Annotated in this window: 16 protein-coding genes; 8 read left to right on the forward strand and 8 right to left on the reverse strand. The window is 67.0% G+C overall.

The window, feature by feature from the left end; all coding sequences use genetic code 11:
- Nucleotides 1-379: 379 nt before the first annotated feature.
- The 3 genes from ASD86_RS23185 to ASD86_RS23195 form a co-directional block, all read right to left on the reverse strand.
- Entirely contained in the window at nt 380-3,949 is a 3,570-nt protein-coding gene (locus tag ASD86_RS23185; protein ID WP_056116592.1) for a M1 family aminopeptidase, read from the reverse strand.
- 13 nt (nt 3,950-3,962) lie between these two features.
- Nucleotides 3,963-4,859, reverse strand: coding sequence for an ABC transporter ATP-binding protein (locus ASD86_RS23190; RefSeq protein WP_056116594.1), 897 nt, complete (start codon nt 4,857-4,859; stop codon nt 3,963-3,965).
- A gap of 323 nt (nt 4,860-5,182) precedes the next feature.
- Nucleotides 5,183-6,067, reverse strand: coding sequence for an AraC family transcriptional regulator (locus ASD86_RS23195; RefSeq protein ID WP_056116595.1), 885 nt, complete (start codon nt 6,065-6,067; stop codon nt 5,183-5,185).
- A gap of 115 nt (nt 6,068-6,182) precedes the next feature.
- On the opposite strand from ASD86_RS23195, the gene ASD86_RS23200 reads away from it, so the two are divergent.
- From ASD86_RS23200 to ASD86_RS23220, 5 genes are all read left to right on the forward strand, one after another.
- Nucleotides 6,183-6,956, forward strand: coding sequence for an SDR family oxidoreductase (locus ASD86_RS23200; protein ID WP_056116598.1), 774 nt, complete (start codon nt 6,183-6,185; stop codon nt 6,954-6,956).
- Between the two features lie 146 nt (nt 6,957-7,102).
- Nucleotides 7,103-7,387, forward strand: coding sequence for a hypothetical protein (locus ASD86_RS23205; protein ID WP_056116600.1), 285 nt, complete (start codon nt 7,103-7,105; stop codon nt 7,385-7,387).
- 14 nt (nt 7,388-7,401) lie between these two features.
- The gene (locus tag ASD86_RS23210) at nt 7,402-8,601 is read left to right on the forward strand and encodes a low temperature requirement protein A (RefSeq protein ID WP_056116602.1); all 1,200 of its coding nucleotides are present in this window, start codon (nt 7,402-7,404) and stop codon (nt 8,599-8,601) included.
- 81 nt (nt 8,602-8,682) lie between these two features.
- Entirely contained in the window at nt 8,683-9,198 is a 516-nt protein-coding gene (locus ASD86_RS23215) for a DUF3304 domain-containing protein (protein ID WP_056116604.1), read from the forward strand.
- A gap of 365 nt (nt 9,199-9,563) precedes the next feature.
- Nucleotides 9,564-11,108, forward strand: coding sequence for a BCCT family transporter (locus tag ASD86_RS23220; protein WP_056117332.1), 1,545 nt, complete (start codon nt 9,564-9,566; stop codon nt 11,106-11,108).
- Between the two features lie 63 nt (nt 11,109-11,171).
- Here ASD86_RS23220 and ASD86_RS23225 read toward each other — a convergent pair whose 3' ends face one another.
- On the reverse strand, nt 11,172-11,588 hold the full coding sequence (locus tag ASD86_RS23225; RefSeq protein WP_056116606.1) for a hypothetical protein: 417 nt from the start codon (nt 11,586-11,588) through the stop codon (nt 11,172-11,174).
- Between the two features lie 253 nt (nt 11,589-11,841).
- Nucleotides 11,842-13,215: an MBL fold metallo-hydrolase gene (locus ASD86_RS23230; protein ID WP_056116608.1), complete on the reverse strand. Its 1,374-nt coding sequence runs from the start codon at nt 13,213-13,215 to the stop codon at nt 11,842-11,844.
- 367 nt (nt 13,216-13,582) lie between these two features.
- On the opposite strand from ASD86_RS23230, the gene ASD86_RS23235 reads away from it, so the two are divergent.
- Both ASD86_RS23235 and ASD86_RS23240 read left to right on the forward strand, forming a co-directional pair.
- Nucleotides 13,583-15,688, forward strand: coding sequence for a M13-type metalloendopeptidase (locus tag ASD86_RS23235; RefSeq protein WP_157477061.1), 2,106 nt, complete (start codon nt 13,583-13,585; stop codon nt 15,686-15,688).
- Between the two features lie 322 nt (nt 15,689-16,010).
- Nucleotides 16,011-18,146: a M13-type metalloendopeptidase gene (locus tag ASD86_RS23240; protein WP_082578656.1), complete on the forward strand. Its 2,136-nt coding sequence runs from the start codon at nt 16,011-16,013 to the stop codon at nt 18,144-18,146.
- 154 nt (nt 18,147-18,300) lie between these two features.
- On the opposite strand, the gene ASD86_RS23245 is transcribed toward ASD86_RS23240, so the two are convergent.
- Nucleotides 18,301-18,705: a hypothetical protein gene (locus ASD86_RS23245; protein WP_056116612.1), complete on the reverse strand. Its 405-nt coding sequence runs from the start codon at nt 18,703-18,705 to the stop codon at nt 18,301-18,303.
- A 308-nt stretch (nt 18,706-19,013) separates the two neighbouring features.
- On the opposite strand from ASD86_RS23245, the gene ASD86_RS23250 reads away from it, so the two are divergent.
- On the forward strand, nt 19,014-21,026 hold the full coding sequence (locus ASD86_RS23250; protein WP_056117338.1) for a M13 family metallopeptidase: 2,013 nt from the start codon (nt 19,014-19,016) through the stop codon (nt 21,024-21,026).
- A 279-nt stretch (nt 21,027-21,305) separates the two neighbouring features.
- Here the strand turns inward: ASD86_RS23250 and ASD86_RS23255 are convergent, their stop codons facing one another.
- The gene (locus ASD86_RS23255) at nt 21,306-24,074 is read right to left on the reverse strand and encodes a bpX6 domain-containing protein (RefSeq protein ID WP_157477063.1); all 2,769 of its coding nucleotides are present in this window, start codon (nt 24,072-24,074) and stop codon (nt 21,306-21,308) included.
- Nucleotides 24,067-25,929, reverse strand: a complete 1,863-nt coding sequence (locus ASD86_RS23260; protein WP_056116617.1) for a hypothetical protein — start codon at nt 25,927-25,929, stop codon at nt 24,067-24,069. Before ASD86_RS23260 ends, ASD86_RS23255 begins: the two co-directional genes overlap by 8 nt.

Genomic DNA, 25,929 nt, shown 5'->3' on the forward strand with positions numbered 1-25,929 from the left:
CGGTGGCGCGCGGCGCACATCCATGTGCGCCGCCCTTCGGGTGTCCTGTTGCTAACGCGAGTTGCAAGCCTCGCAGCGCTGGATGAACTGCGCGGCTGCGGACTCAAGCAAAGGCCATATGAGCTACCTGTAGGAGCGGCGCAAGCCGCGACCGCGAAATCCCGACTACGGCGCAGATCTCGACACCGCTTCGCGAGCCGGATACGTCGCCGGGGCAGAACAACAGAGGTGCAAAGGGCAAAAAAAGCAAATCCCCCGCGCACGGGGGATTTGTTTACCGCATCGTTGTAACGCCGGGCGTCCGCCCCCCCTTTTGCAAAGGGGGCATGCGGTTCACCGAGAAAAGCCCGATCTCGGCCGCCTATCTACACCAACCCAATCACAACTTCTTGCGATTATCCGCCGGCACCCGATCAATCAACTTGTTGTACGGATCGAACCCGACCTCGTACGGCGCCTGATCGACCACCACCGTCACCGTCTGATCGTTCTTGGTGATGCGACGACGCTCCAGCGACAACACCTTCTCGTCGCCCTCCTTGCCCGACGGCCCGCGCGCGAACACGCCGATCTCGATCCAGTCGTCCAGCGGCGCGGCGGTCTCCTTGCCCTTGCCGTCGGCGTACAGCTTGGCCGCGTGCAAATTCAAAGTGACCTCGTACTTGCCGTCGGGGCGCTTCTTCGAACTCGCCTCGACCACGCGGTTGTCGTAGAAGCTGATCTTCTCGAACAGGTCGGTGATCAGCTGCTGCTGCTCGGGCTTGGCTTCCGCGCGCAGGTACTCCAGCAACTCGGCCGAAGTGGTGTACGGCGGGTTCTGGTAGCCCTTGTCCTCCAGGAAGCGCTTGAGCGCGCGATTGACCGTCGCTTCGCCCAGTTCCTCGCGCAGGCGATAGAACACCAGCGAGCCCTTGCGGTAGTGGATGTACTGCTGGTTCTCGACCCGGTACAGCGGCAATTCCTCCAGACGCTCGCCGCCGCGCTCGGACAGGTAACGGTCCAGTTCGTACTTGAGGAAGCGGCGCATCTTGGCCCGGCCGTATTCCTTCTCCATCACCATCAGCGCCGAATACTGCGACAGCGACTCCGACAGCATGGTCGAACCCTGCACGTTGGCGCCGATCACCTGATGCGCCCACCACTGGTGCGCGACCTCGTGCGCGGTCACGTAGAACACGTAGTCGACCGCCTCGGGATCGCGCAGGTCGGCGACGAAGCCGATCGATTCGGAGAACGGGATGGTGTTGGCGAAGCTCTGGGCGAAACGCGAGTAGCCCGGGAACTCAAGGATGCGTACCTGCCGATGCTGATACGGGGTGAAGTTGGCCTGGAAATAATCCAGCGACTTCTTGACCCCGTCGATCATGCGATCGACGTTGTAGGCGTGCTTGGGATCGTAGTACACCTCGATCGGAATGCCGGCGTGCTCGGCGCGGCGCACGTCCCAGCGCGCCGACAGGTACGAGTAGAACGGCAGCATCGGCCGGTCCATCGCATACTCGAAGCAACGGCGGCCCTCGCGACGGAACTCGCGCTTGAGATAGCCCGGCGACAACGCGATCTGGTCCGGCGCGGTGCACACCGTGGTCTTGAAGTCGATCCAGTCGGCATCGGCGGCGATGTAGTGGTTCGCGCGCGCGGCCTGATCCTCCAGCTTGGGCATGCGCGGCGCTTCGCCGAGGCCGCGCTTACGGCGTTCGTTGCGGTCGCTGAGCTGGCGGCCTTCGCTGTAGCCGAAGCTCGGAAACACCGCCGAGTTGAAGAAGCTGCCGTTCGCGACGATCTGGGTATTGCCCGGTTCGTTGGAGAAGCCGCGCTGGGCATAGGACTGGACGAAGTTCAGCTGACGGTGTTCGCCCGGCTGCATCGGTTTGTCGAGGCGGTAGATGCGATAGCCCACGCGTGCATCGTCATGGATCAGCTTGGCGCCGCCGAATTCGAGCTTCTCGACCGTCGCCTCGGGATCGACCGCGATATGGAACTCGGCGATCGGCGCGGCGTGCTGGTTGACGATCTCGTAATGACCGCGGGTGCGCACGCTGAGAGTTTCCGGACGCAAGTCGACTTCGTTCTCGACCGCGACGATCCGCGGCTGCGGCAGGTTGTGGTACTTGCGGTAGTCCTTCTCGTAACGCGCCTGCTCGTCCATCGCCACGTCCGACGGCACGTAGCGGTTGAGCACGTTGGTGTTCCAGAAGATCCAGCCGCCGGCCGCAACCCAGGCCAGCACCGCGACCGCGAGGGTAACGCCGCGGCCGCCGCGCAGGCGCGAACGCGCCAGCTTGATGCGTTCGCGCAGGCTCGGCGCCACGCCGCGCACCCAGAACGCCGCGGCCAGCAGCATCAAGGCGAGCAGCAGCAGGCCCCAATAGGTCTGGAACCACAGCCGCGCGCCGAGGAACTGGCCGTAGCCGTTCATGTCGGAATACGGCGCGGCCGGTGCGTTGGCGTAGTTGTAGAGGTTGTGTTCGAAGTGCATCAGGCCGAGCGTGGCCTGCAGGATCACCACCACGATCAACAGGCCGTAGCCGATGAACTTGTTGTTGGTCAGCACCTGCAGCACCAGCGCCAGCCCGCCCATCAGCACGAACGGAATCGCGTCGAGCAGCAACTGCTTGACGTAGAGCAGCGGCTCCAGGGTGCTGTAGCCCTTGAACAACTGCATGACCATCGAGGCCACGCCGCCGATCGCCTGGAACACCAGCACCACCGCGATCAAGGCGATGAACTTGCTCAGCAACGGCAGCCAGTTGGGCACCGGCATGGCGTCGCTGACTTCGGCCAGCTTGACTCCGCGTTCCTTGAACACCAGTTCGCCGGCGTAGAACATCACCACGAAGATCAGCATGAAGCTGTAGCTGCCTTGCAGCGCGGTGAGCATCAGCGAGGTGGTCGGATAGGTCTTGGTGCCGAAGATGCTCTGGACCGAGCCGGCGCTGGCCAGGAAGCTGGTCACGGCGAAGGCGAGCATGATCAGGAACGGCACGCTCTTGAGCACGCCGACGGTATCGAAGCGCAGCGCATGCAGGAACTGGGTGCGCACGGTCGCGGCCGCGAACGTCGGCTGCACTTTCGGCGCCGGCTTACCGGCGCTTTGCGTGTCGACCGCCACGGCCTTGCGCTTGCGCCGGAACCAGGCCTTGCCGGTACCGGTGCGCTGCGGTTTGAACAGGGCGAACGCGGCGGCGATCATCGCCACGCCGACGCCGAGCCACAGCGCGCGATTGACCAGCAGATAACCGGCGATCGCAGGCAGGCGGGTGTTGAGTTCGGGCGCGGACCAATAGCGGACCGTGCGCCGGAACGCGGTCAGGCCGAACGGGTCCATCATCGTCGCCAGCCACTCGTTGTCGAGATCGGCGAGCAGGCTGTTGGCCACGCCGCGCAACACGAAGAAGCCGATCACGCCCAAATACACGATCAACAGGCTGCGCCCGGTGACCGCCAGCAGCGCCAGCAAGGCGCCGATGAATATCAGGTTGGGCAGCACGAACACCGCGAAACTCCACAGGTACGGCTGCAGCGAGAACGCGCCGACCCGCTCGGGATCGACCCAGGGCATGTACGGCGCGATCAGCAGGCCGACGGTGATCATCAAGAACACCAGCAGGCTCGCCGCCAGCGCGCCGGCGAAGCGGCCGATCAGGAAGTCGCGCTTGCGCATCGGGCTGGAGAAGAACAGGTCGGCGGTGCCCAGTTCGAAATCGCGCAACAAGGCGCCGGACACGAACACCGCGATCACCAGCAGCCCGAGCAGGCTGAACATGCCGTAGAAAGTGGCGATGGTGGTCGGCGCATTGCGGTTGACGTTGCCGACGCCGCCGCCGATCTGGATCGCGTCGCTGGAGGCGGCGCCGAAGGCCATCAGGCCGAACAGCAGCGCGAACAGCCATAGCAACGGCGAGCGCAGCTGCTGGCGCAGCTCGAAGCGGAAAAATTCAAGGATCATCGGGATGCTCCGCTCAGGCCGCGACGCGCGCGTGCTGGCGCAGGCGCTGGAAGTACACGTCTTCCAGATCGGGCGCGACGCGTTCGAAGCCCTCCTCGGGCGAGTCCGGACTGAACACGTGGATCACTGGCTGGCCGCCGACCAGTCGGGTCGACAGCACGGTGAAACGGGTTTCGTAGCTCGACAAGGTGGTCTTGCTGACCTGCTTGCGCCAGACCTGATCGCTGAGCGCGGCGATCGCCGCGTTCGGCTCGCCGCTGAGCAGCACCTTGCCCTTGTTGATGATGGCCATGCTCGGGCACAGGTCGGTGACGTCCTCGACGATGTGGGTCGACAGGATCACCGCGACGTTCTCGCCGATCTCCGCCAGCAGGTTGAGGAAGCGGTTGCGTTCTTCCGGATCGAGGCCGGCGGTGGGTTCGTCGACGATCACCAGGCGCGGATCGCCGAGCAGCGCCTGGGCGATGCCGAAGCGCTGGCGCATGCCGCCGGAGAAGCCGCCGAGTTTCTGCTTGCGCACGTTCCACAGGTTGACCTGGTGCAGCAGGCCGTCGACCACTTCGCGGCGCTGCTTGCGCTGGGTCAGGCCCTTGAGCACGGCGAAGTGTTCGAGCAGGTCGAGTGCGCTGACCTTCGGGTACACGCCGAAATCCTGCGGCAGGTAGCCCAGTTGCCGGCGCACCGCGTCCTTGTCGCGCAGCACGTCGATGGCCGGGCCGTCGCCGTTGTCGAGGATCGCGCTGCCGGCGTCGGCCTCCTGCAAGGTCGCCAGGGTCCGCATCAGCGAGGACTTGCCGGCGCCGTTGGGACCGAGCAAGCCGAACATGCCGCGCGGAATGTCCAGCGAAATGCCGTCGAGCGCGCGCACGCCGTTGGCATAGGTCTTGGTGAGGTCGCGAATGGTCAGCATGCGGCGGGCTCCAGGGAAAAGGACTCGGCCGCGGCGGTGGCGCGGCCCGTGCAGATTGAGACGATGCTAGTAAGACGATCCTAGCCAGAAAACGTGACCCGGCCATGGGCGCTTGGTCGGCATGACCGATGGCAGGGCCGGGTCGCGCGCGCGGCGGACGCGATCGTCGACGCCATCATGCTGGAGCGCGGGCGCGCCCGCGCCATGTCCGAATGGTCAGCGTGACCGACGACAGGGATCGCCGCGCATGGGTAGGGAGTGGCGGCCGATCTGCGTTGGCGACCAAGGTCGCGGCGCTCACGGACCGGCGCGCGTGTCCGCGCTCAGCCGCGCTGGCGGTACTCGCTCGGGGTGATGCCGTACTGCCGCTTGAACACCGCCGACAGATGACTGTGGCTGGAGAAACCGCTGCCGATCGCGATCGTGGTGATGTCGTCGTCGCCGCGGCGCAGGCGCGTGCAAACGCGTTGCAGGCGCTGCCCGAGCACGTACTGGATCGGCGTGGCGCCGAAACTGGCGCGAAACGCGATCAGCAAGCGATGAGTGCTCAGGCCGGTCAGCGCGGCCAACGCGGCCAGACGGATCGGCTGGTCCAGATGCGACTGGATATAGTCCTCGACCCGTTGCCGCTGCGGCTCGCTCAAGCGCGGCGCCAGTTCGCGCAACGGTCGCGGCGGCGCGGCGCCGCCGTGTTCGCGCAGCAGATGCAGGCACAGGCTCTGGCTCAACGCCTCGCACAGCATCGCCGCGAGGTCGTCGGATTCACCGCTCAGTTGGGCGAGCCGAGCAGCCAGCGCATGCACCAGCGGGTCGTGGTATTTCATGCGCGCGGCCAGGCCGGGGTAGCGGGCCGGGTCGATGGTCAGTTCGGCGTAGGCGATCTCGCCGCCGCGGGCCTCGCCCTGGTAACGCCGGCCCGCCGGAATCAGCCACAGGTCGCCCACCGCGGCCGGCGCGCGCAGGCGGCCGACGCCGTCGATGCGGGTTTCGAGCCGGCGCATCGCGCCGTCGAGATGCACGATCAAGGTGTGGCGGTCGTGATGCACGCTCCACTGGGTCGGCTGAGCGATGCGTTCGGTGGCGAAGGCGAACTGCACCCCGTCGCCCAGCGTCAGCTCGCGGCGCATCACCTCGCGCTGGCCCGGCCCATGGCCGGGCACAACCGGGATCGCCGGCGGCGGCGGAGAAACTGACAGCGCGTCGGACATCGTGAAAGCACCGGGGACCCAGGCCGATGTAAACACGACTTCGGTCACATGCGCGTCAACGCGGCGGGTGGCCAGCGCCCTCACTCACTCCCCTGTTTACCGGAGCAAGCACCCCATGCCCAACCGTTCCCTCACCGGCAAGGCCGTCGTCATCGGCGGCGGCGCCAAGAACCTCGGCGGCCTGATTTCGCGCGAACTCGCCGCCGGCGGCGCCGGCGCGATCGCCGTGCATTACAACAGCGACGCCACCCGCGCCGCGGCCGAAGACACCGTCGCCGCGGTGCGCGCGGCCGGCGCCTACGCCTTCGCCCACCAGGGCGACCTGACCCGACCCAGCGAGGTCGCCGCCCTGTTCGACGCGGCCAAGACGCGGTTCGGCAAGCTCGACATCGCCATCAACACCACCGGCATGGTCATCAAGAAGCCGCTGATCGAAGTGACCGAGGACGAATACGACCGGATGTTCGCGGTCAATTCCAAGGCCGCGTTCTTCTTCATCCAGGAAGCCGGCAAGCAGCTCGCCGACGACGGCAACATCTGCACCATCGTCAGCTCGCTGCTGGCCGCGTACACGCCGCTCTATGCGGTCTACCCCGGCAGCAAGGCGCCTATCGAGCACTTCACCCGCGCCGCGTCCAAGGAGTTCGGCGAACGCGGCATCTCGGTCAACGCGGTCGGCCCGGGGCCGATGGACACGCCGTTCTTCTATCCGGCCGAGTCGAAGGAATCGGCCGCCTACCACGCCACCGCCGCGGCGCTGAGCAGCCGCACCAAGAGCGGGCTGACCGAGATCGCCGACATCGCGCCGCTGATCAAGTTCCTGGTCAGCGACGGCTGGTGGATCACCGGCCAGACCATTTTCGCCAATGGCGGTTACACCACGCGTTGAGGCGGCAAGACCGTCGGCGCGTGCGTGCGCGCCGCATGCACGCGCCGCGGCCAACCATGAGCGCGGTAAATGGTTGGCTGCGCACGATATGCCGACAACCGCGCTAAGGTGACCACGACAGAGCGCCATCGACCCAGGGGATCGGCATGCACACGGTACTGGTGATACTCGGCGGTTTCGCCCTGCTGGCGCTGTGCCTGCTGGCCGCGCGCGTGCTCGTCGGCCCCGGCACGGCCCCGTTGCGCAGCGCGATCAGGATCTTCCTGCCGCTGTGGTTGATCGGCGCGGGCATCAACATGGCGGTCGGCGTGATCCACGCCGGTTACAGCGTGGCCGAGGAACTGCCGATCTTCCTGCTGATCTTCGCCGTGCCGGCCGCGGTCGCGCTCCTACTTGGGTGGATACTGTCGCGAACCCGATCCACGCCCTAGCCCAAGGCCGCGCCATGACCGACCAACGCCCCACCCTGCTGCGCAGCCGCGAAGGCCACGCCAAGGTCGGCTATGCCGAACTGTTCTTCGACCTGGTGTTCGTGTTCGCGGTGACCCAGCTGTCGCACACCCTGCTCGAACACCTCAACCCGGTCGGCGCCCTGCGCACCGGCCTGTTGTTCCTCGGCGTGTGGTGGCTGTGGATCTACACCTCCTGGGTCACCAACTGGCTCGACCCGGAGAAAGTGCCGGTCCGGATCATGATCTTCGGGCTGATGCTCGGCGGCCTGCTGCTGTCGTCGTCGCTGCCCGATGCGTTCGGCGAACGCGGGCTGATCTATGGCGCGGTGTTCGCCAGCATGCAGGTCGGCCGCAGCACCTTCATGCTGTGGGCGTTGCGCGGCGGGCGCAGCCCCGGCAATTTCCGCAACTTCATCCGCATCACGTTATGGCTGCTGGTATCGGCGGCGTTCTGGATCGGCGGCGGCCTGGCCGAACCCGAGGCGCGGGTCGGCTGGTGGCTGATCGCGGTGGCGATCGAATACCTCGGGCCGATCGCATTCTTCCGCGTGCCCGGCCTGGGCCGCTCGACCCTGTCGGACTGGGACGTGGAAGGCGGCCATCTGTCGGAACGCTGCGGCTTGTTCATCATCATCGCGCTCGGCGAATCGATCCTGATCACCGGCGCGACCTTCGCCAAGCTCGACTGGAACCCGACCACCGTCGCCGCGTTCTGCATCGCCTTCCTCGGCAGCGTGGCGATGTGGTGGATCTATTTCGACAGCGGCGCGGCGCGCGGCGAACACCGCATCGCCCACGGCGACGACGTCGTCCATCGCGCGCGCCTGGCGCGTTTGGCCTACACCTACATGCATCTGCTGATCGTCGGCGGCATCATCGTGTGCGCGGTCGCCGACGAACTGGTGCTGGTCCATCCCGATCACGCCGACGCCGCCGGCATCGCCGCGATCGTCGGCGGCCCGGCGCTGTACCTGCTGGGTTGCGGCTTGTTCAAATGGGTGACCAATACCCGCCGGTTCCCGCCGATTTCGCACTGCGCCGGGTTGCTGATGCTGGCGGCGCTGTGGTTCGCCAGCGCGCCGCTGCACTTGTCGGCGTTGATGCTCGGCGCGGGCACGACGCTGGTGTTCGTGATCGTGGCGGGGTGGGAGACCGCGGCGTTGCGGCGGATGCCGGCGAGCGCGACCCACTGAGTCCATGCTTCTTGGTCAGGCGCTCGCTGTCGACGACGCGACGGTCACGCCACTCAACAACGCCGAAGACGACAACACACTATGAGCCTGTGGAAAAAACCGCTGATGGGCCTGCTATGCGCAGGCACGATGGCATTGGCGGCCTGCGAAGATCCGATGACGATCGCATCGATCACCGGCTACAACCACAACACCGAAGCATTGGGGCTGCACGTCCAGGGATTCTCGGTCGATGACGCGAGCGGCTCGAACGCCGAGCCCGAGGGCGGGGCCGGCGCCACTTGCTGCGTCCAGATACCCAAGCGCTGGCACCCTGGGTTACAGGCCAAGGTGAAATGGAGCTACAGCCGTCTGGCGAACGACAAGCGCCCGATTCCTCCTCCGCGCGAAGCCACGGTGGGTATTCCCGATTACAACGCGAGAGGGCCGGGCTCGCTGCAGGTTCACTTCTACCCCGACGACAAGATCAAGATCGTGATCAGCAGCCTCGGCATCGAGCATCCGTACTATCCGATGAGCGAAACGGACAAGCGTCCTTGGCAAACCAGCAAGGAGCGCCTCGAATACCTGCGCGCCAACCCGGAACAGAAAGACTGAGGCACATCCCCAGAAAGAGCGATATCGGGGGACAGATGCGAGTCGCGCCACCCGGATTTTTCCCGCGCACCGCACTATCGCGACAGCGTGAAGGCCGAAAAACTCACGTCTGTTAAAATCGCCCCGCTCCGCGCACCGCACCGGACTTGCACGTCCGCTTGCGCCGTCACCGCTACGGCCATGGCTCGCAGCGCGGATCGCCCTCAACAGCCTTGCTGTCGACTCACCCGCCCGCTGATCGCGGCGGTGATCGCGCGTGCGTGATGCGCGCGTCGACGCGGCTGTGCCTCATGCCTGTCAACGCGCCGCGCGCGTCCGGCACGCCTCACGCGCGCGATGCGTCGCGCGCCTGTCTGGAGTGGATTTTGGTTTTCCGACTTTCGATCGTTCTGCTCGCCGCGCTGGTGGCCGCCGGCGTGCTCGCCCCGCAATCGTTCAACGAAACGATCCAGCACGCGCTGTCGCTCACGGTGGCGCGGGCCGGCTGGTTGTACCTGTTGATCGTGTTCGCCTCGCTGCTGTTCCTGCTGTATCTCTCGCTCGGCCGCTTCGCCGATCTGCGCATCGGCGGCGACGACGCCGAGCCGGAATTCTCGCGCCTGAGCTGGCTGTCGATGCTGTTCGCCGCCGGCATGGGCATCGGCCTGGTGTTCTGGGGCGCGGCCGAACCGGTGTCGCATTACCTGCATCCGCCCGAAGGGCTGACGGCGCAGAGCATGCCGGCCGCGCGCGCATCGATGCGCTACGTGTTCTTCCATTGGGGCCTGCATCCGTGGGCGGTGTACGCGCTGGTCGGGCTGGCGATGGCGTGGTTCCAGTTCAACCGCGACGGCCGCGGCCAGATCAGCGATTTGCTGCAACCGGTGATCGGCCGCTGGCACCAACGCTGGCCGGGCCAGTTGATCGATGTCGCGGCGGTCGTCGCCACCGCGATCGGCGTGGCGACCACGCTGGGCTTCGGCACCGTGCAGATCAGCGCCGGGCTGGCGCGGGTGTTCGGCCTGAGCGTGACCCCGGCGCTGCAACTGTGCGTGGTCGCGGTGGCGTTCGCGCTGTACATGGCGTCGAGCCTCACCGGCCTGCACCGCGGGATCAAATGGCTGAGCAATCTCAACCTCGCCCTGGCCGCGCTGTTGCTGGCGTTCGTGCTGGTGGCCGGGCCGACCAGTTTCATCTTCGAGACCTTCACCACCACCCTGGGCAGCTACATCAACCAGTTGCCGAACATGAGCCTGCGCATGGCGCCGTTCTCGCGCGATCCCTGGGTCGGCGAGTGGACGATTTTCTACTGGGCGTGGTGGATCGCCTGGGCGCCGTTCGTGGGCAGCTTCATCGCCCGCATCTCGCGCGGCCGGCGCGTGCGCGAGTTCGTGTTCGGCGTGGTGCTGGTGCCTTCGCTGATGAGCTTCGTGTGGTTCGCCGCGTTCGGCGGCAGCGCGCTGTGGGCGCAGATGTTCGGCGGCGGCGACCTGGCCGGCGCCTTGAGTCAGGGTTACGAGCAGGTGCTGTTCGCCTTGCTCGAAAGTCTGCCGTGGGCGCCGCTGTTGATGGCCGCGGCGATCGCGCTGTTGATGCTGTTCTTCGTGACTTCGGCCGACTCGGCGACCCTGGTGTTGGCCAGCATGTCCAGCGAGGACCGCGCCGATCCACCGCTGTCGCGACGCGCGACCTGGGGCGTGATCCAGGCGCTGATCGCGGTCGCGCTGTTGCTGGCCGGTGGCCTGGACGCGTTGCAGGGCGTGATCATCATCGCCGCGTTGCCGTTCGCGCTGCTGCTGGTGCTGATCATGTGGTCGCTGTATCGGGTGCTGGATCAGGACTATCTGCACAAACAGCGCGAGGCCGCGCGCTTCCGGCATGCGATGCAGCGCTGGATCGCGCGCGAGAACGATGGCGCGGCGCCGCCCTAACGACGCGCACGCCGCTCAGCGTGCAGAAAGCTCAACTTGCGAGCGACGCAGCGCGCAAGTTATTCAGCGCGAAAGCCGACGCAACGCGATGCCGAGCGCGATGCGATAACTCATCGCCAGATCGCCGTTGATCACGATCGTCGCCAGCGGCGGCGCGTGCGCATGCAGGCGTTCGTCCAGCGTGGTAGCGCTGGCGTCGTGAACTTCGATGTAAGCGCTGGGCAATTCGTCCAGCGCCTGACGCAGGGCGTCGGGTTCGGCCAAGGCTTGCGGCGCGAGCTCGCCCGGGTCGAGCAGCACGAATTCGCTGCGGCGACGGCGCGCGGCGCGCAGGCTGCCGACCAGCTCGCGCAGGCTGGCGCAGGGGCGCAGCTCGAGGTTGCGGCCGACCGCCGCGGCGAGGCCGCGCAGTTCGAGCAGGAATTGCGATTGCAGCGGTTGCGAAGACAGATGACGGCCTTGCAGAATCAGGATGCTCACGGGAAGTGTTGACGGGGAAGACGCCGACAGCTTGCGCGCGGGTCCGGTAAAGCTTCCATGCCTTCGCCGCGCCGGCCGCATAAATTCTGCGCAAATCGTTGCGGTCATTGTTCGCCGCGGCCTCAACCTGCACGATGGGCCGGCATCTGCGAGGTCAGCGCGCGTGCGCGCAATCGCCGCCGCGCGGTAAAAGCCCGCGCCCGCTGGTTGCTGGCCGCATCGCGCCGGCCGCGATCGGGCGCGGCGCACTCGCCTACACCTCCAGCGTCATCCCCGGCCGCGCCAACGCCACCTTGGTGCCGAAGCGTTCGCCGATTTCCCCGGCCAGCGCCTCGCGCGCCTTGTCTTCGCCATGCACCAGCACCAGCGGCGGATGGCCTTCGATATTCCCGTACCACTCGATCAAACCGTTCTGATCGGTATGCGCAGACAAGCCGCCGATGGTGTGGCGCTGCGCCTCGGCGCGGGTGTCGCGACCGTGGATGCGCACCCACTTGGCGCCCTCGACCAGCCGTCGGCCGATCGTGCCCTCGGCCTGATAGCCGACGAACACCACATGGGTCTGCGGCTTGCCGAGGTTGTGTTTGAAGTGGTGCAGGATGCGGCCGGCGTTGGCCATGCCCGAGCCGGCGATGACGATCGCGCCGCGTTCGATCTGGTTGATCGCCATCGAGTCCTGCGCCGATTCGGTCAGCTGCAGGTTCGGCAGATGGAACGGATCGGGCTTGTGCTTCCACACCCGCAGCGCGTCTTCATCGAACAGTTCGACATGGCGGTCGTAGACGCCGACCACCTTGCTCGCCATCGGGCTGTCGAGAAAAATCTTGAAGCGGCCGACGTTCCACTCGTCCCAGTATTTGGCGAACCAGTACAGCAACTCCTGGCTGCGGCCGACCGCGAACGCCGGGATCAGCACGTTGCCGCCGTCGTTCCAGGCCGCCTCCAGAATGCGGCCGAGTTCGAGGATGGTCTCGGCGCGGTCCTTATGCAGGCGATCGCCGTAGGTCGATTCCATCAACACCAAGTCGGCTGTGTCGATCGGCGCGGGGTCGCGCAGGATCGGCGTGCCCTTCGGCCCCAGATCACCGGAGAACACCAGCTTGCGACCATCGGCGAACAGCTCGACCACCGACGAACCCAGGATGTGCCCGGCCTCGCGGAACTGCACCGTCACGCCCGTCAGGATTTCGCGGCGCGTGTCGTAGGGCAGCGGCTGCACCCGTTGCATGGTCGCTTCGACGTCTTCGCGGGTGTACAGCGGCAGCAGTTCGGGTTCGCCGTGCGCGCGCCTGCGATTGCCGCGCTCGGCCTCGCTTTCGGCGATCGAGGCTGAGTCCAGCAGCATGATCCGCATCAGGTCGGCGGTCGCAGCCTGGGCGAAGATCGGCCCGCGGAACCCACGCTTGACCAGCAGCGGCACGCGGCCGATGTGATCGATATGAGCGTGGCTGATCACCAGCGCGTCGAGCGTCGCCGCATCGAACGCGAACGGATCGAGATTGCGCAGTTCGGCCTCGGGGCTGCCCTGGATCATGCCGCAGTCGAGCAGGATGCGATGACCGGCGGCCTCGACTTCGTGCAGGGAGCCGGTGACCTCGCCGGCGGCGCCGTGAAAGTGGACGCGCATTGCTATCGACTCCTTCGCTGAGTGCGGCGGCCGGGCGCGGCCGCAGTGTGGGTCTGGAACTTAGCATGCAGGCGATGCGGGCGAGGTCGCGCCCTCGATCCGAGGCGAACCCGCCGATCCCGCGCACCCCACATGACTGACGACACCCTTCCGCGCGCGCGAACGGGTTTATCGTCGGCCGATCACGTTGAGGGCCGACGACGACGGGCCGCATCGAGAGCCATCGCCAGTCACGCAGGCGTCGCAGCCGTGGGCGTTCGCGCCATCGCCGCTGCATCGTGGCCGCCGCCACGCCGCCGTTTCGTTCACAACCCCGATCTGCGCCACGTCAGATCCTTCCCATGCCCGTCGGCCCGGAGTCTCACTGATGCCCATGAAATCGTCCCCCCTGCTGCTGTCGCTGGCGATCGCCGCCGCGCTCGCGGCCTGCAGCAAGCCCGAAACCCCGGCTCCGGCCGCGAGCGCGCCCGCGGCCAAGCCCGCCGAAGCCACCGCGCTCACGATCGACGAAAGCCAGCTGCCGCAGCCGGTGCGCTTCGCCGTCGGCGATCTCGATCCGGCCAAGAACGCCTGCGACAACCTCGGCGAGTACGTCAACGGCCGCTGGTTCGCCGCCAATCCGATCCCCGGCGATCGTTCGTCCTGGGGCGTGTCCGACGTACTGGCCGAACGCTCGCTGGCGGTGCAGCACCAACTCGCGCAGCAGGCCGCCGCCGATCCCAAGGCCAGCGGCATTGAAAAGCTGATCGGCGACCTGTGGTCGACCGGCATGGACGAAGCCAAGATCAACGCCCAAGGCCTCACGCCCGTGCAGGCCGACCTGGCCGCGATCGCCGCGCTCGACAGCCCGGACAAGATCGCCGCCTACCTGCGCAGCAGCGCCGCGCAAGGCCATAACGTGGTGTTCGATTTCGGCGCCGAGGCCGACTTCAAGAATTCCTCGATGAACATCGCCTTCGCCACGCAAGGCGGCCTGGGCCTGCCCGACAAAGGCTACTACTTCGACAAGGACAAGCACGACAAGCTCGCCGCGTACCAGCAGCACATCGCCAAGGTGCTGGAGCTGTCGGGCGTCGCCGCGGCCGATGCCGCGCAGCAGGCCAAGGCCGTAGTCGATTTCGAAACGCGGCTGGCGCGCGCGTCGCTGTCGAGCGAACAACTGCAGCGCGACGTCGCCCTGTACTACCAGCCGATCAGCGTCGCCGCCGCCAACGAACTCACGCCGAATTTCTCGTGGACCAAGTTCTTCGAATCGCAGGGCGTGGCCACGCCGGCGCAGTTCTCGCTGGCGATGCCCGACTTCCACAAGGAAGTCAGCAAGATGATCGCCGACACGCCGGCGGCGACCTGGCAGGCGTATCTGCGCTATCACACCGTCGACGACGCTTCGCCGTACCTGGCCGACAACTTCGTCGCCGAGCACTACGAGTTCCACAACAAGACCATGCGCGGGCAGAAAGAACCCAAGGCGCGCTGGAAGCGCGTGCTCGGCGACATCGACGATCAGGCCGGCGAAGCGATGGGCCAGTTGTACGTCAAGGTCGCGTTCCCGCAGCAGTCCAAGGCGCAGATGGAAACGCTGGTGCAGGGCCTGCGCACCGCGCTCAAGACACGGATCGAGAATCTGAGCTGGATGAGCGATGAAACCAAGAAGAAAGCGCTGGAGAAATGGGCCAGCTTCACGCCCAAGATCGGCTATCCGGACAAGTGGCGCGACTGGTCGGGGCTGAAGACCGATCGCGACAGTTATTACGCCAACGCCCAGGCAGCCAATCGTTTCAATTACCAGTGGAACCTGAGCAAGATCGGCAAGCCGGTCGACAAGACCGAATGGGGCATGTCGCCGCAGACGGTCAACGCGTACTACAACCCGCTGCAGAACGAGATCGTGTTCCCGGCGGCGATTCTGCAACCGCCGTTCTTCGATCCCAAGGCCGACGAGGCCACCAACTACGGCGGCATCGGCGCGGTGATCGGCCACGAGATGACCCACGGTTACGACGACCAGGGTTCGCGTTTCGGCCCCGACGGCAATTTCAACAACTGGTGGACGCCGGCCGACGCCAAAGGTTTCGCCGAGCGCAGCGCCAAGCTGGTGCAGCAGTTCGATGGCTACCAGGCCGCGCCCGGGTTGAAGGTCAACGGCAAGCTGACCCTCGGCGAGAACATCGCCGACCTCGGCGGCATCGCCACTGCGTACGATGCGATGCGGCTCGCGGTCGGCGACACGCCCGATCCCAAGACCGACGGCCTCAGCCGCGACCAACGCTTCTTCTACAGCTTCGCCACCAGCTGGCGCGATCGCTACACGCCGGACATGCTCAAGGTACTGGTCAATTCCGACCCGCACGCGCCGAGCGATTTCCGCGCGATCGGCGCGCCGTCGAACCTGCCGGCGTTCGCCGCGGCGTTCTCGTGCAAGGCCGGCCAGCCGATGGTGCGCGGGGCTGGTGAGCAGGTCGTGATCTGGTGAGATGTTGAAAAAACAGTGGAGAGGAGTGAGGAGTGAGTCAGAGCGGCTTTGCTCGTTTCTCACTCCTCTTTCTCGTTTTCCTCGCCGCAGCGTGAGTAAGCGACGAGCGGCCTTTACTCACTCCTCACTCCTCTCAACTCGTTCCTCGCTTCCCGCCTCGCTTCCCGCCAGACGGGGCAAAACTGAACGGCCCCCGCCCCACCCCACATGACCTTCGACACCCTTCTCACGAGCGGAACGGGACTATCGTCCGCCCGTGTCCTGGCTGCGACCTCACCTCGTGGTCGGAAATCCGCGACAATTCCCGATTCGTTTCTCGCCTATGCCTTCCCGGCTGGAGCCCGCTGTGACCTTCAAGAAACCGCAAGTCCTGCTGTTGTCCCTCGCCATCGCCACGGTCGTGGCCGCCTGCGGCAAGACCGAAGCCCCCGCGCCGACCGCGCCGGCCGACACCACCGCCGCCGCGCCCGCCGAGGCCACCCTCAAGCTCGACGAAAGCAAGCTGCCGCCGGTCAACCGCTTCCTGGCGACCGACCTGGACACCACCAAGGACGCCTGCACCGATTTCGGCGGCTACGTCAACGGCAAGTGGCTCGCCGCCAACACCATCCCGAACGACCGCACCTCGTGGGGCGCGTTCGAAATGCTCGATGAGCGTTCCAACGCCGTGCAGCGCCAGCTCGCCGAGCAGGCCGCCGCCGACACCAAGGCCACCGGCGTGGAGAAGATCGTCGGCGACCTGTGGGCCACCGGCATGGACGTGGCCAAGGTCAACGCCCAGGGCCTGGAGCCGCTGAAGGCCGACCTGGCCAAGATCGACGCGGTCGACAGCCCGGAAAAGATCGCCGCCTACCTGCGCGATGCCGCCGCGACCGGCGACAACAACCTGTTCGGCTTCGGCGCCGAAGCCGACTTCAAGGATTCGGCCAACAACATCGCCTACGCCTCGCAGGGCGGCCTGGGCCTGCCGGACACCACCTACTACACCGACGCCAAGCACAAGGACAAGCTCGCCGCGTACGAAGTCCACGTCGCCAAGGTGCTGGAACTGGGCGGCGCGAAGCCCGAAGACGCCGCCAAGCAGGCCAAGGACGTGATCGCGTTCGAAACCCGCCTGGCCAAGGCCTCGAAGTCGCGCGAAGAACTCTCGCGCGATGTCTCGCTGTACTACAACCCGGTCAGCCCGGCGCAGGCCGACGAACTGACCCCGAACTTCTCCTGGACCAAGTTCTTCGAATCGCAGAAGGTCGCCGTGCCGGCGAAGTTCTCGCTCGCGGTGCCGGCGTTCCACCAGGAAGTCAGCAAGATGATCGGCGAACTGCCGGCCGCGCAGTGGCAGGCCTACCTGCGCTTCCACGCGATCGACGGCGCCTCGCCGTACCTGTCGGAAGCGTTCGTCAACGAAAGCTTCAACTTCTACAACAAGACCCTGCGCGGCCAGAAGGAACTCAAGGAGCGCGGCAAGCGCGTGCTCGACACCATCGAAGGCCAGACCGGCGAAGCGATGGGTCAGCTGTACGTCAAGGTCGCTTTCACGCCTGAGTCCAAGGAGCGCATGCAGAGCCTGGTCAAGAACCTCAGCGAGGCCCTCAAGGCGCGCATCGAGAACCTGTCCTGGATGAGCGCGGACACCAAGAAGAAGGCGCTGGAGAAGTGGGCGAGCTTCACCCCGAAGATCGGCTACCCGGACAAGTGGCGCGACTGGAGCGGCCTGAGCACCGGCCGCGACAGCTACTACGCCAACGTCAAGGCGGCCAACGAGTTCAACTACAAGTGGAACCTGAGCAAGATCGGCAAGCCGGTCGACAAGACCGAATGGGGCATGCCGCCGCAGATGGTCAACGCCTACTACAACCCGTTGCAGAACGAGATCGTGTTCCCGGCCGCGATCCTGCAGCCTCCGTTCTTCGATCCGAAGGCCGACGACTCCGCCAACTACGGCGGCATCGGCGCGGTGATCGGCCACGAAATGACCCACGGTTACGACGACCAGGGCTCGCGTTTCGGACCGACCGGCAACATGGAAGTGTGGTGGGCGCCGTCGGACGCGAAGGCGTTCTCGGGCCTGACCGACAAGCTGATCAAGCAGTTCGACGGCTATGAAGCCGCGCCGGGCGCACACGTCAGCGGCAAGCACACCCTGGGCGAGAACATCGCCGACCTGGGCGGCCTGGCCACCGCGTACGACGCGATGAAGAAGGCCGCCGGCGACACGCCGGACCCGAAGACCGACGGCTTCACCCGCGAGCAGCGCTTCTTCCTCAACTGGGGCACCGTGTGGCGCCGCAACTTCACCCCGGAAGAGCTGAAGGTGCGTCTGCAGACCGACGAGCACGCGCCGGCCAACTTCCGCGCGATCGGCGCGCCGTCGAACCTGCCGGCGTTCGCCGCGGCGTTCTCGTGCAAGCCTGGCCAGCCGATGGTGCGCGAAGGCGACAAGCAGGTGGTGATCTGGTGAGGAACGCGGCGCGGGGATAGTCCCGCACCAACGCGAATCGCCTGACGAAGGCCCGGGGATTCCCGGGCCTTTGTTTTTTGGGCGTTTTGTGGCTTCGAGAGGCGGCTCGTCTACGCCGGCAGGCCATCGGCGCGGTGTGTCCGCGCGCGATCGCTCACGCCTCGCTCCAGCTCAGGTACTCGCCGTGCGCGGCGGTGAAAAACCGCATCCGCGCCGCGACGATGTGGGCGAACCACGGGCGATGGACGCCTTCGACCGCGAAACGGAAGACCTCGCCACCGTTGCCGTCGAAGAAGCGCTCGCGCATCTCGTCCGGCAACGTGGCTGGATCGATGTTCGAGAACACATGCGCGTCGGTGGCGGTGCGCCAGGTCATCGGGCAATCGAGATAGCCCACATCGCCGAACTCGATCTGCAGCTGGTAGCCGCAGCTCACGTCCAGGGTGCCGCGGACGATCAGGCTGACCTCGTCGTAAGCGACCAGATGAAAATCCATCCACGGGTAGGCCCGGATGGCCGCGTCGAGCGCCTGCTCGCCGGTTTTGTAGTCTGGGGTCATGGGTATCCGGATGTACGCAACGCGTCGCCGAGTCTACTTCGATCGACTGCCCGTCCTGTCCAAACACCCTCTTCAAGCTCCCTCTCCCGCTTGCGGGAGAGGGTTGGGGTGAGGGCCCGCCTCAAGCAGCGACAGTTCACATCCCGCGCACCCTCATCCGCCCTTCGGGCACCTTCTCCCGCGTTGCGGGAGAAGGACCGCATGCACCGTCCCAGCACAACCGCACCGCCCGCCACAACCGCCAAACCCGTTCATCGCCTCACCCGCCCCAGTTGTTAAACTCCCGCATCCCCAGGATGGAATACGCGATGTCGACCCTACGCCCGCTTGCCTGTGCCCTCGCCCTGAGCCTGATCGCCGGCCTGGCCTCGCCCGCCGCCGATGCCGCCAAGAAGAAGGCCGCCGCCAAGCCGAAGGCGCCGGCCGCCGCCAACGCCTGCGGCGATTTCTACGCCAGCGCCAACGCCGATTGGCTGCGCGCCAACCCGCTATCGGGCGCCGCATCGGTGTCCTCGCTGGAAACCCTGGCCGCCAACGCCCGCCGCCAGCAGCTGGAACTGCTCAACAGCGCGATGACCGCGCCGCAGGGCAACGTGCAGAAGCTGCTCGGCGACTTCTGGGCCAGCGGCCTGGACGAAGCGGCGGTCGAACGCGACGGCTCGCAGCCGATCGCACCGCTGCTCGGCCGCATCAACGCGATCAAGAAGGCCAAGGAAATCCCGGCCTCGATCGCCGCGCTGCATCAGGTCGGCATCCCGGTGCTGTTCAACTTCGGCGCCGACATCGACCTGCAGGACCTCGACCGCCACATCGGCTACTTCAGCCAGGGCGGCCTCGGCCTGCCCGACCCGGCCTATTACACCCGCAGCGACGCCGACACCCGCCAGCTGCTCGGCCACTACAACAACTACGTGCAGAAGATCCTGACCCTGACCGGCACGCCGAAGGAAAAACTCGCGGCCGAGTCGCAGCAGGTGATCGACCTGGAAACCCGCATCGCGCGCGCGTCCAAGGCGCTGCCGGACCTGCGCGATCCGCGCGCCAACTACGCGCCGGTGCAGGTCGCCACCCTGGCCAAGACCTACAAGGGCCTGCAGCTGGCCGACTTCCTCAAGGCCCAGGGCGTCAGCGACGACAGCGTCTCGCTGGCCAACCCGCAGCTGTTCGCCGAACTCGACAAGCTGCTGGGCAGCCTCAAGCCCGACCAGTGGAAGACCTACCTGCGCTGGCGGGTCGGCGATTCGATGGCGCCGTACCTGGCCAAGCCGTTCCGCGACGCCGAATTCGATTTCCGCGGCAAGGTCCTGCGCGGCCAGCGCGAACAGCCCGCGCGCCAGCAGGCCGTGCTCGACGCGATCACCCTCGCCGCCGGCCCGATGGTCGGCCACGAATACGCCGCGCGTTATCTGCCCGCCGCCACCGACGCGCGCGCCGAGCAGATCGCCTCGCAGGTGCGCGAAGCGCTGGGCAAGGACGTCGACGCCGACACCCGCTTCAGCGAGGCGGTCAAGAACGAAGCCAAGGCCAAGCTGGCCAAGCTCAAGATCGAAGTCGGCACGCCCAAGCGCGACCTGGATTACACCGTGCAGCCGATGGGCCGCGGCAGCTTCGGCAGCAACATGCTGATCGCCTCGACCTGGCGCCATCGCGAGGAAATGAAGCGCATCGGCCGCGGCAACGCCGACCGCCGCTGGGACGTGCTGCCGCAGGAGCCGTCGCTGGCCTACGACATCGCCCAGAACCGCCTGATCGTCACCGCCGCGATGCTGCAGGCGCCGGTGCTCGACATGAGCAAGCCCGAAGCCGCGCAGTACGGTTCCTACGGCGCGCTGGTCGGCGCCGAACTGACCCACGGCATCGACGGCCGCGGCCGCTACGTCAACGCCAAGCAGGAAGTGCGCGACTGGTGGACGCCGACCGAAGTCGCCGCCTGGGAAGCGCTCGGCAGCCGCGTCGCCGCGCAGTACAGCGCCGAATCGTATCCGGGCCTGACCGCGACCAAGATCAACGGCGGACAGGTGCGCGAAGTCGCGATCGCCGATCAGGCCGGCGTCGAACTCGCCTGGTCGGCCCTGCATGCCGCTCAGCCTTCGGCCAGCAAGGACGCCAATCAGGCGTTCTTCCGCGCCTGGGCCGGCCTGTGGGCGCAGCAGCTGAGCCCGGAAGTCGCCGCCCAGCGCGCCGCCACCGGCATCCACGCGCCGGGCCCGGCGCGCACCAACGTGCCGCTGTCCAACCTGCCCGCGTTCGGCGAAGCCTTCGGCTGCAAGGCCGGCACCGCGATGCAGCGCAAGGCCGATCAGCAGATCAAGATTTTCTGATTGGTTTCGCCGCGGCATTGCGCCGCAAATGCGATAACGCGAAAAGCCCGGCGCACGCCGGGCTTTTTGTTGGGCGATGATGATTCGTCGTAGTCGGGGTGTCGCGGTCGCGGCTTGTGACCGAAGGAAATCCAGTAGGACGCCGCTCCTACAGGGGGATACGCAAGCCACGTTTCAAACTGTAGGAGCGGCGCGAGCCGCGACCGCGAACCATCGACTTCCGCGCAACGTCATCGCGGCGACGCAACCACACACCCGACGCCAGGCAAGGCGCACGAATCACAGCAACGTAAACGTCCGCACCTTCGAGGTATCACTGGCGATATCCATCACCCGCCCCTGGTGATCGAACAGCAACACCCCGCCCTCGTACTCGCGCGTGCGCAACGCCGCCGACGGCCAATCGATGCTCGCCGCCACATCCGCATGCAACGGCCGCACCAGATGCAATCGCATCGCACGGTCGCCGCGCAACCACACCAGGCAACCCTGGGTCAGCGGGATCACGCCGTGCCCGCTGAGCTCGCCGGACGGCGGCGACAGCCGTATCTGGAAATCGCGCGTGCCCCAGGTGTAAGCGAAGCGGACGGCGCCATCGTCGTCCTGGGTCAGTTGCAGCGGCAACACGCCCATCGCCGGATGCAATTGACGGAAACGTCCGTCCTCGACAATCGGATCGCGCGACAGCAAGCGCCGCTGCGGCGCATTGCGATAACGCCACAGCACCTGCTCGCGATCGCCGCGCACCAGAAACGATTCCTCGATCGGGAAGAATTCCGCCGCGATCACCGGGCCGCCCAGATCGCCCACGCTCCACAGCACGTCCAGCGACGCGCGCGCCGCATCCACCACCATGATCCGCTCGCCCGACACCACCGACCAGGCGATGCCGTCGAAGCGATCGGCGAAGAACTGCAGCGGCATCGCGCCCAGATCGGTGATGTCGTGATGGGGCAGATCCAGCCGCGCGATCCGCGACACCGAATCGCGCCGCGCGATCGCCAGCGCGATCTGGCCGCTGTGGCTCATCACGAACCGGTACGCGGGCACCGCATAGCTGCGCACGCGTCGGCCGCCGCGATCGACCACCGCGGCGCCGGCCTCGCCCAACGCCACCAGATAGCGGCCGTCGCCGAGCGCGGCCACGTCGTGCAGCGATTGCAGGCCCGGCGCATCCGGCGCGCTCGCGTTCAACGCGCCCGTCGTTTCCCACAAACGGCGCCGGCCCGGCGGCGTTGGCAGCGACCATCCGGGCAGATCGGCGTTGAGCCACGGATCGTCGGCCAACTTGCGCAGGCGTTCGAACTGCACGCGCTCGATATCGTTCGCGCACGCGGCGCGATCGGCGGCCAGCGCCGGCAACACCTGGGCCGCGAGCGCGCGCAGCGCCGGGTTTGTTTGCTTGACCTCGGCCAGATCGCGGCCCAAGGCCTCGCGTGGCGCGGCCGGCGAAGCCGGATCGGCCAGGCGCGCGATGCGTTCGGCGTAGTGGTGCACGGTATCGGGCAACAGACTCGCGCGTTGCACCAGCGCGCGCGCGGACAATTCGGCGCCGGCCGCTTCGGCCGCCAACAGCCAGCGCCCGGCTTGCTCGCGCGCCTGCGGATCGGGCCACACCGCGTCGACCGCGGCCAGCCACAGGCCCTGCTCGGCCAGCGCCTGTCCCCACTCGCCGCGCAATTGCCGCGCCTGCTGCGGATGGCCGTTTTCCAGCAGCGCGACCGCCGCGGCGAAGGCATTGTCGCGACGCGCGACCAGCACCGCGCGTTCGCGGTCGCCGGCCAACATCAGCAAACGGATGATCAGATCCGGCGCCATGTCCCAGCTCAGCGCCAGTTCGGCGGCCTGGGCGAAACGCTCGTGCTTGACCAGATAGTCCAGCGCTTCGTTGCGCGCGCTCAGCAATTCGGCGAGCACGAACACTGCTTCGTCGATCTTGCCCTGGCGATCGAGTTGTTCGAACGCGTTGCGGTACAACTTGCGCAAGCGATCGCGCGCGCTGTCGCCGAAATCGATCGAAGGCGCCGCGCCGTTGCCCTGGCTCAGGCGCAGACTGTCGCGCCGACCCGGCGCACTGAACGCCTGCCCCAGCGAATCGCCGCTGCCGTCGATCGGCAAGGCATTGCGCAAGGCTTCGTTGAGATCGCCGCGATCGAACTGCTCCATCAGCCGGCGCAGGTACGCGCCGTGACGCATGCCGATCAGCCGCGACGCGCGGCTGGCGATGGCGAAACGCACCAGCATGTCGCGCCAGCGTTGCGGCACGATCGAGGGATTACGCGGCCGCACGCTGCCGCCGCCGGTGCCCACGCCCCGGCCGCTGTTCGCCGCGCCGCCACCGCCACCGGCTGGCGCACCGCCGCCCGACAAACCGGGGAAACGCTGCAACAACCAGTCGGCCATGCGATCGCGCGTGCCGACCGCGCGTTCGCGCAAACTCGGCTTTGCGCTGGAGAATCCCTCGCCGACGGATTTTCCGCTGGCGTCCCTGCCCGCGCCGCGCGCCGCCGCATCGCGCAGGAACGCTTCGCGCTCCTGGCTCGGCGGCGGAATCTTGTCGCCCAATACGTCGCGCAAGGGTTTGCCGGTCAAGCGGCCGGCCTTGGGCAAGGCCAGGCTGCGGCGGCCGTCGTAAGTGTCGTGCAAGGCGTAGTCGTCGATGTCGATCACCAGCGACGGATCGAGCGCCTGCGCCTTGGCGAACTGCAGCGCCTGCAACTGTCCGCCGATCACCAGATGTACGTCGCCCGCTTCGAGCGTGGCGCGTTCCTCGGCGGTCAGCGGGCCGGCGTACAGACCCTGCGCGCCGACCTGGCGCAGCGGCGTGCCGCCAGCGAATTCGCATTGCAGCATGCGCGGCGCTTCGAAACACAGCACATCGCCGTGCTCGAATCGCCATGCGCGGCAGCCGGGCATCCATTCGTGCAGGATGCGTTCGCTGCGCTGCTCCGGCGACAGCCAGTCGGCGGCCAGCCACAGCCCGTCGACCGTCTGCCGGCCGCGCCAGATCGGGTAGCGCACGTTCGCGCGAGCGGTCGGCTCAGTCATCGCCGCCTCCGGCATACACCAGCACGCTCTTGGCGCGATCGCGCAACACCACCAACCGGCCTTGCAGATCGATCAGTGCGATCGCGTCGCAATCGGTGGCGACGCTGATGGCCGAGATCTGATAGGGCGATTCGTACAACGTCGCGCGGCCTTGCGCACCGATGCTGACCACCGCTCTGCGATCGGGCCGCAGCGCGATCAGGTCGAGTTCGTCGGCGTCGTTCATGCTCAAGCCCACGACCTTCCAGTCCGCCGGCAGCACGATCTCGTGATCGGCGGACTTGGCCCGATGCTTACTGCGCAGGAACACGCGCCAGATGCTGGAGCGCTCGCCGCCATGACCACCCACCGGCTGTTCCACGCAACAGCCGCCGTGCCAACCGGGCCAACCTGTGCCGACCCAACGCCCACACAGGAAACCGGTACGGGCTTCGCCCGACAACGCGATCTTTTCCAGGAGTCGACCGGTTTGTACACCCAGCAGCTCGCAACGCAGCTCATTGCCCAACTGGCGCAAATGCAAGGCATGATCGTTGCCGGCATGGGCGATCGCCAGAGTGCGGCCGGCGAAAATCTCGTACTCCGCGCGCGGCGCGCCGAAGTTGGTCTGGGTCCACGACAACAGCCGCCCCTGGCCGGACAGCAACAGCAAGCGTGCGTGCGGGCGGGCATTCGAAGTTCCCCTGAGCGCGGCGCAGGGCAACCACCGCGCCCGGCTGGCCGCTGGATCGAACTCCTCCACCGGCGGCAAATCGACGCCGCGCAGCGGCGCGAGTTGCCAGAATTCGAGTCGCTCCGAATGCGCCACCACCCCGCCAAAATGCCGACCGACCAAGGTCGCCGCCAGCAGCGTTTTCTCCCTGGCCCAGCGCGTGATCTTCGGCGGCGACTGCGGTCGCATCGTCGCGCGCGGCAGCCGGTAGACGTTGGCGGCGTTTTCCCCGAGCAGCGGCACGGCGACGCTGTGGCCGTCGAACGAAATCAATGGCGGTTGCTTCAGCGACAACCTGCCGGTGCCGGACAGCACCGACTCATCGCGTAAGACCGACGCGAACTGCCCGCGCAACAGGCGTGAGGACAATTTCGGATCCGGCAGATTCAGCCGCCCCTCGCGCCGCGCCTGCCGCGCGGCGATCACGATCGCCAACTCGCTTTCGCTCGCGCGCTGCACGTCGACGCGATGACCCAGGCCATAACCGTGCGCATGCGAGCCGATCGACCAGCGTTCGCCCGGGCTGGGTTGCGCCGCATCCAGCCATTGCTGCCATTCGCGTTCATGATCCTCGCGCGGCGGCGGCAGTCCGGCCTGCGCCGCGCGTTGCCACGCGGCTTCGCCGCCCGGGGTGAAGCTGCGTTCGTTCAACAGCCGCTTGAGCGCATCGGCGTTGTCGGCGTCGAACAACTCGCCCGGCTTGCCGAGCACGCCCCAGGCGAAGCGCGCCTTGGCCGCCTGCGCGCGCTGCGCCAGCAGGATCCACATCGCCACATGCACCAGCCGCGGCGCGCCCAGTTGCGAGGGGCCGGTGTCGAACACCGCCACGGTCAGCGCATCGACTTCGCGCGCGACCAGTTTCGGCGACAGGAACAGATGCTCGCCGGCGGCGGCGCGGCGATCGAATTCTTCCGGCACCACGTCGGCCATCGCCCATTCGCTCAGCAACAGGCGTTCGTAACTGCCGCGCCGGCGCAGGTCGTCGATGCCCTCAGGCTCGACCGCCCCGCGCAACGCGCGCATGCGGAACGCACCGAGCATCGGATGCAGGCGCAGCATCAACTCGCCGAGCACGCCGGCCAGTTCCGGGTCGAACCACCCCAGCCAGGCATGCCACGGTTTGAGCGTATCGGGCAGGCGCAT

Origin of the sequence: Lysobacter sp. Root690 (genome assembly GCF_001427785.1) — a bacterium.
In the GTDB taxonomy this organism is placed as follows: domain Bacteria; phylum Pseudomonadota; class Gammaproteobacteria; order Xanthomonadales; family Xanthomonadaceae; genus Lysobacter.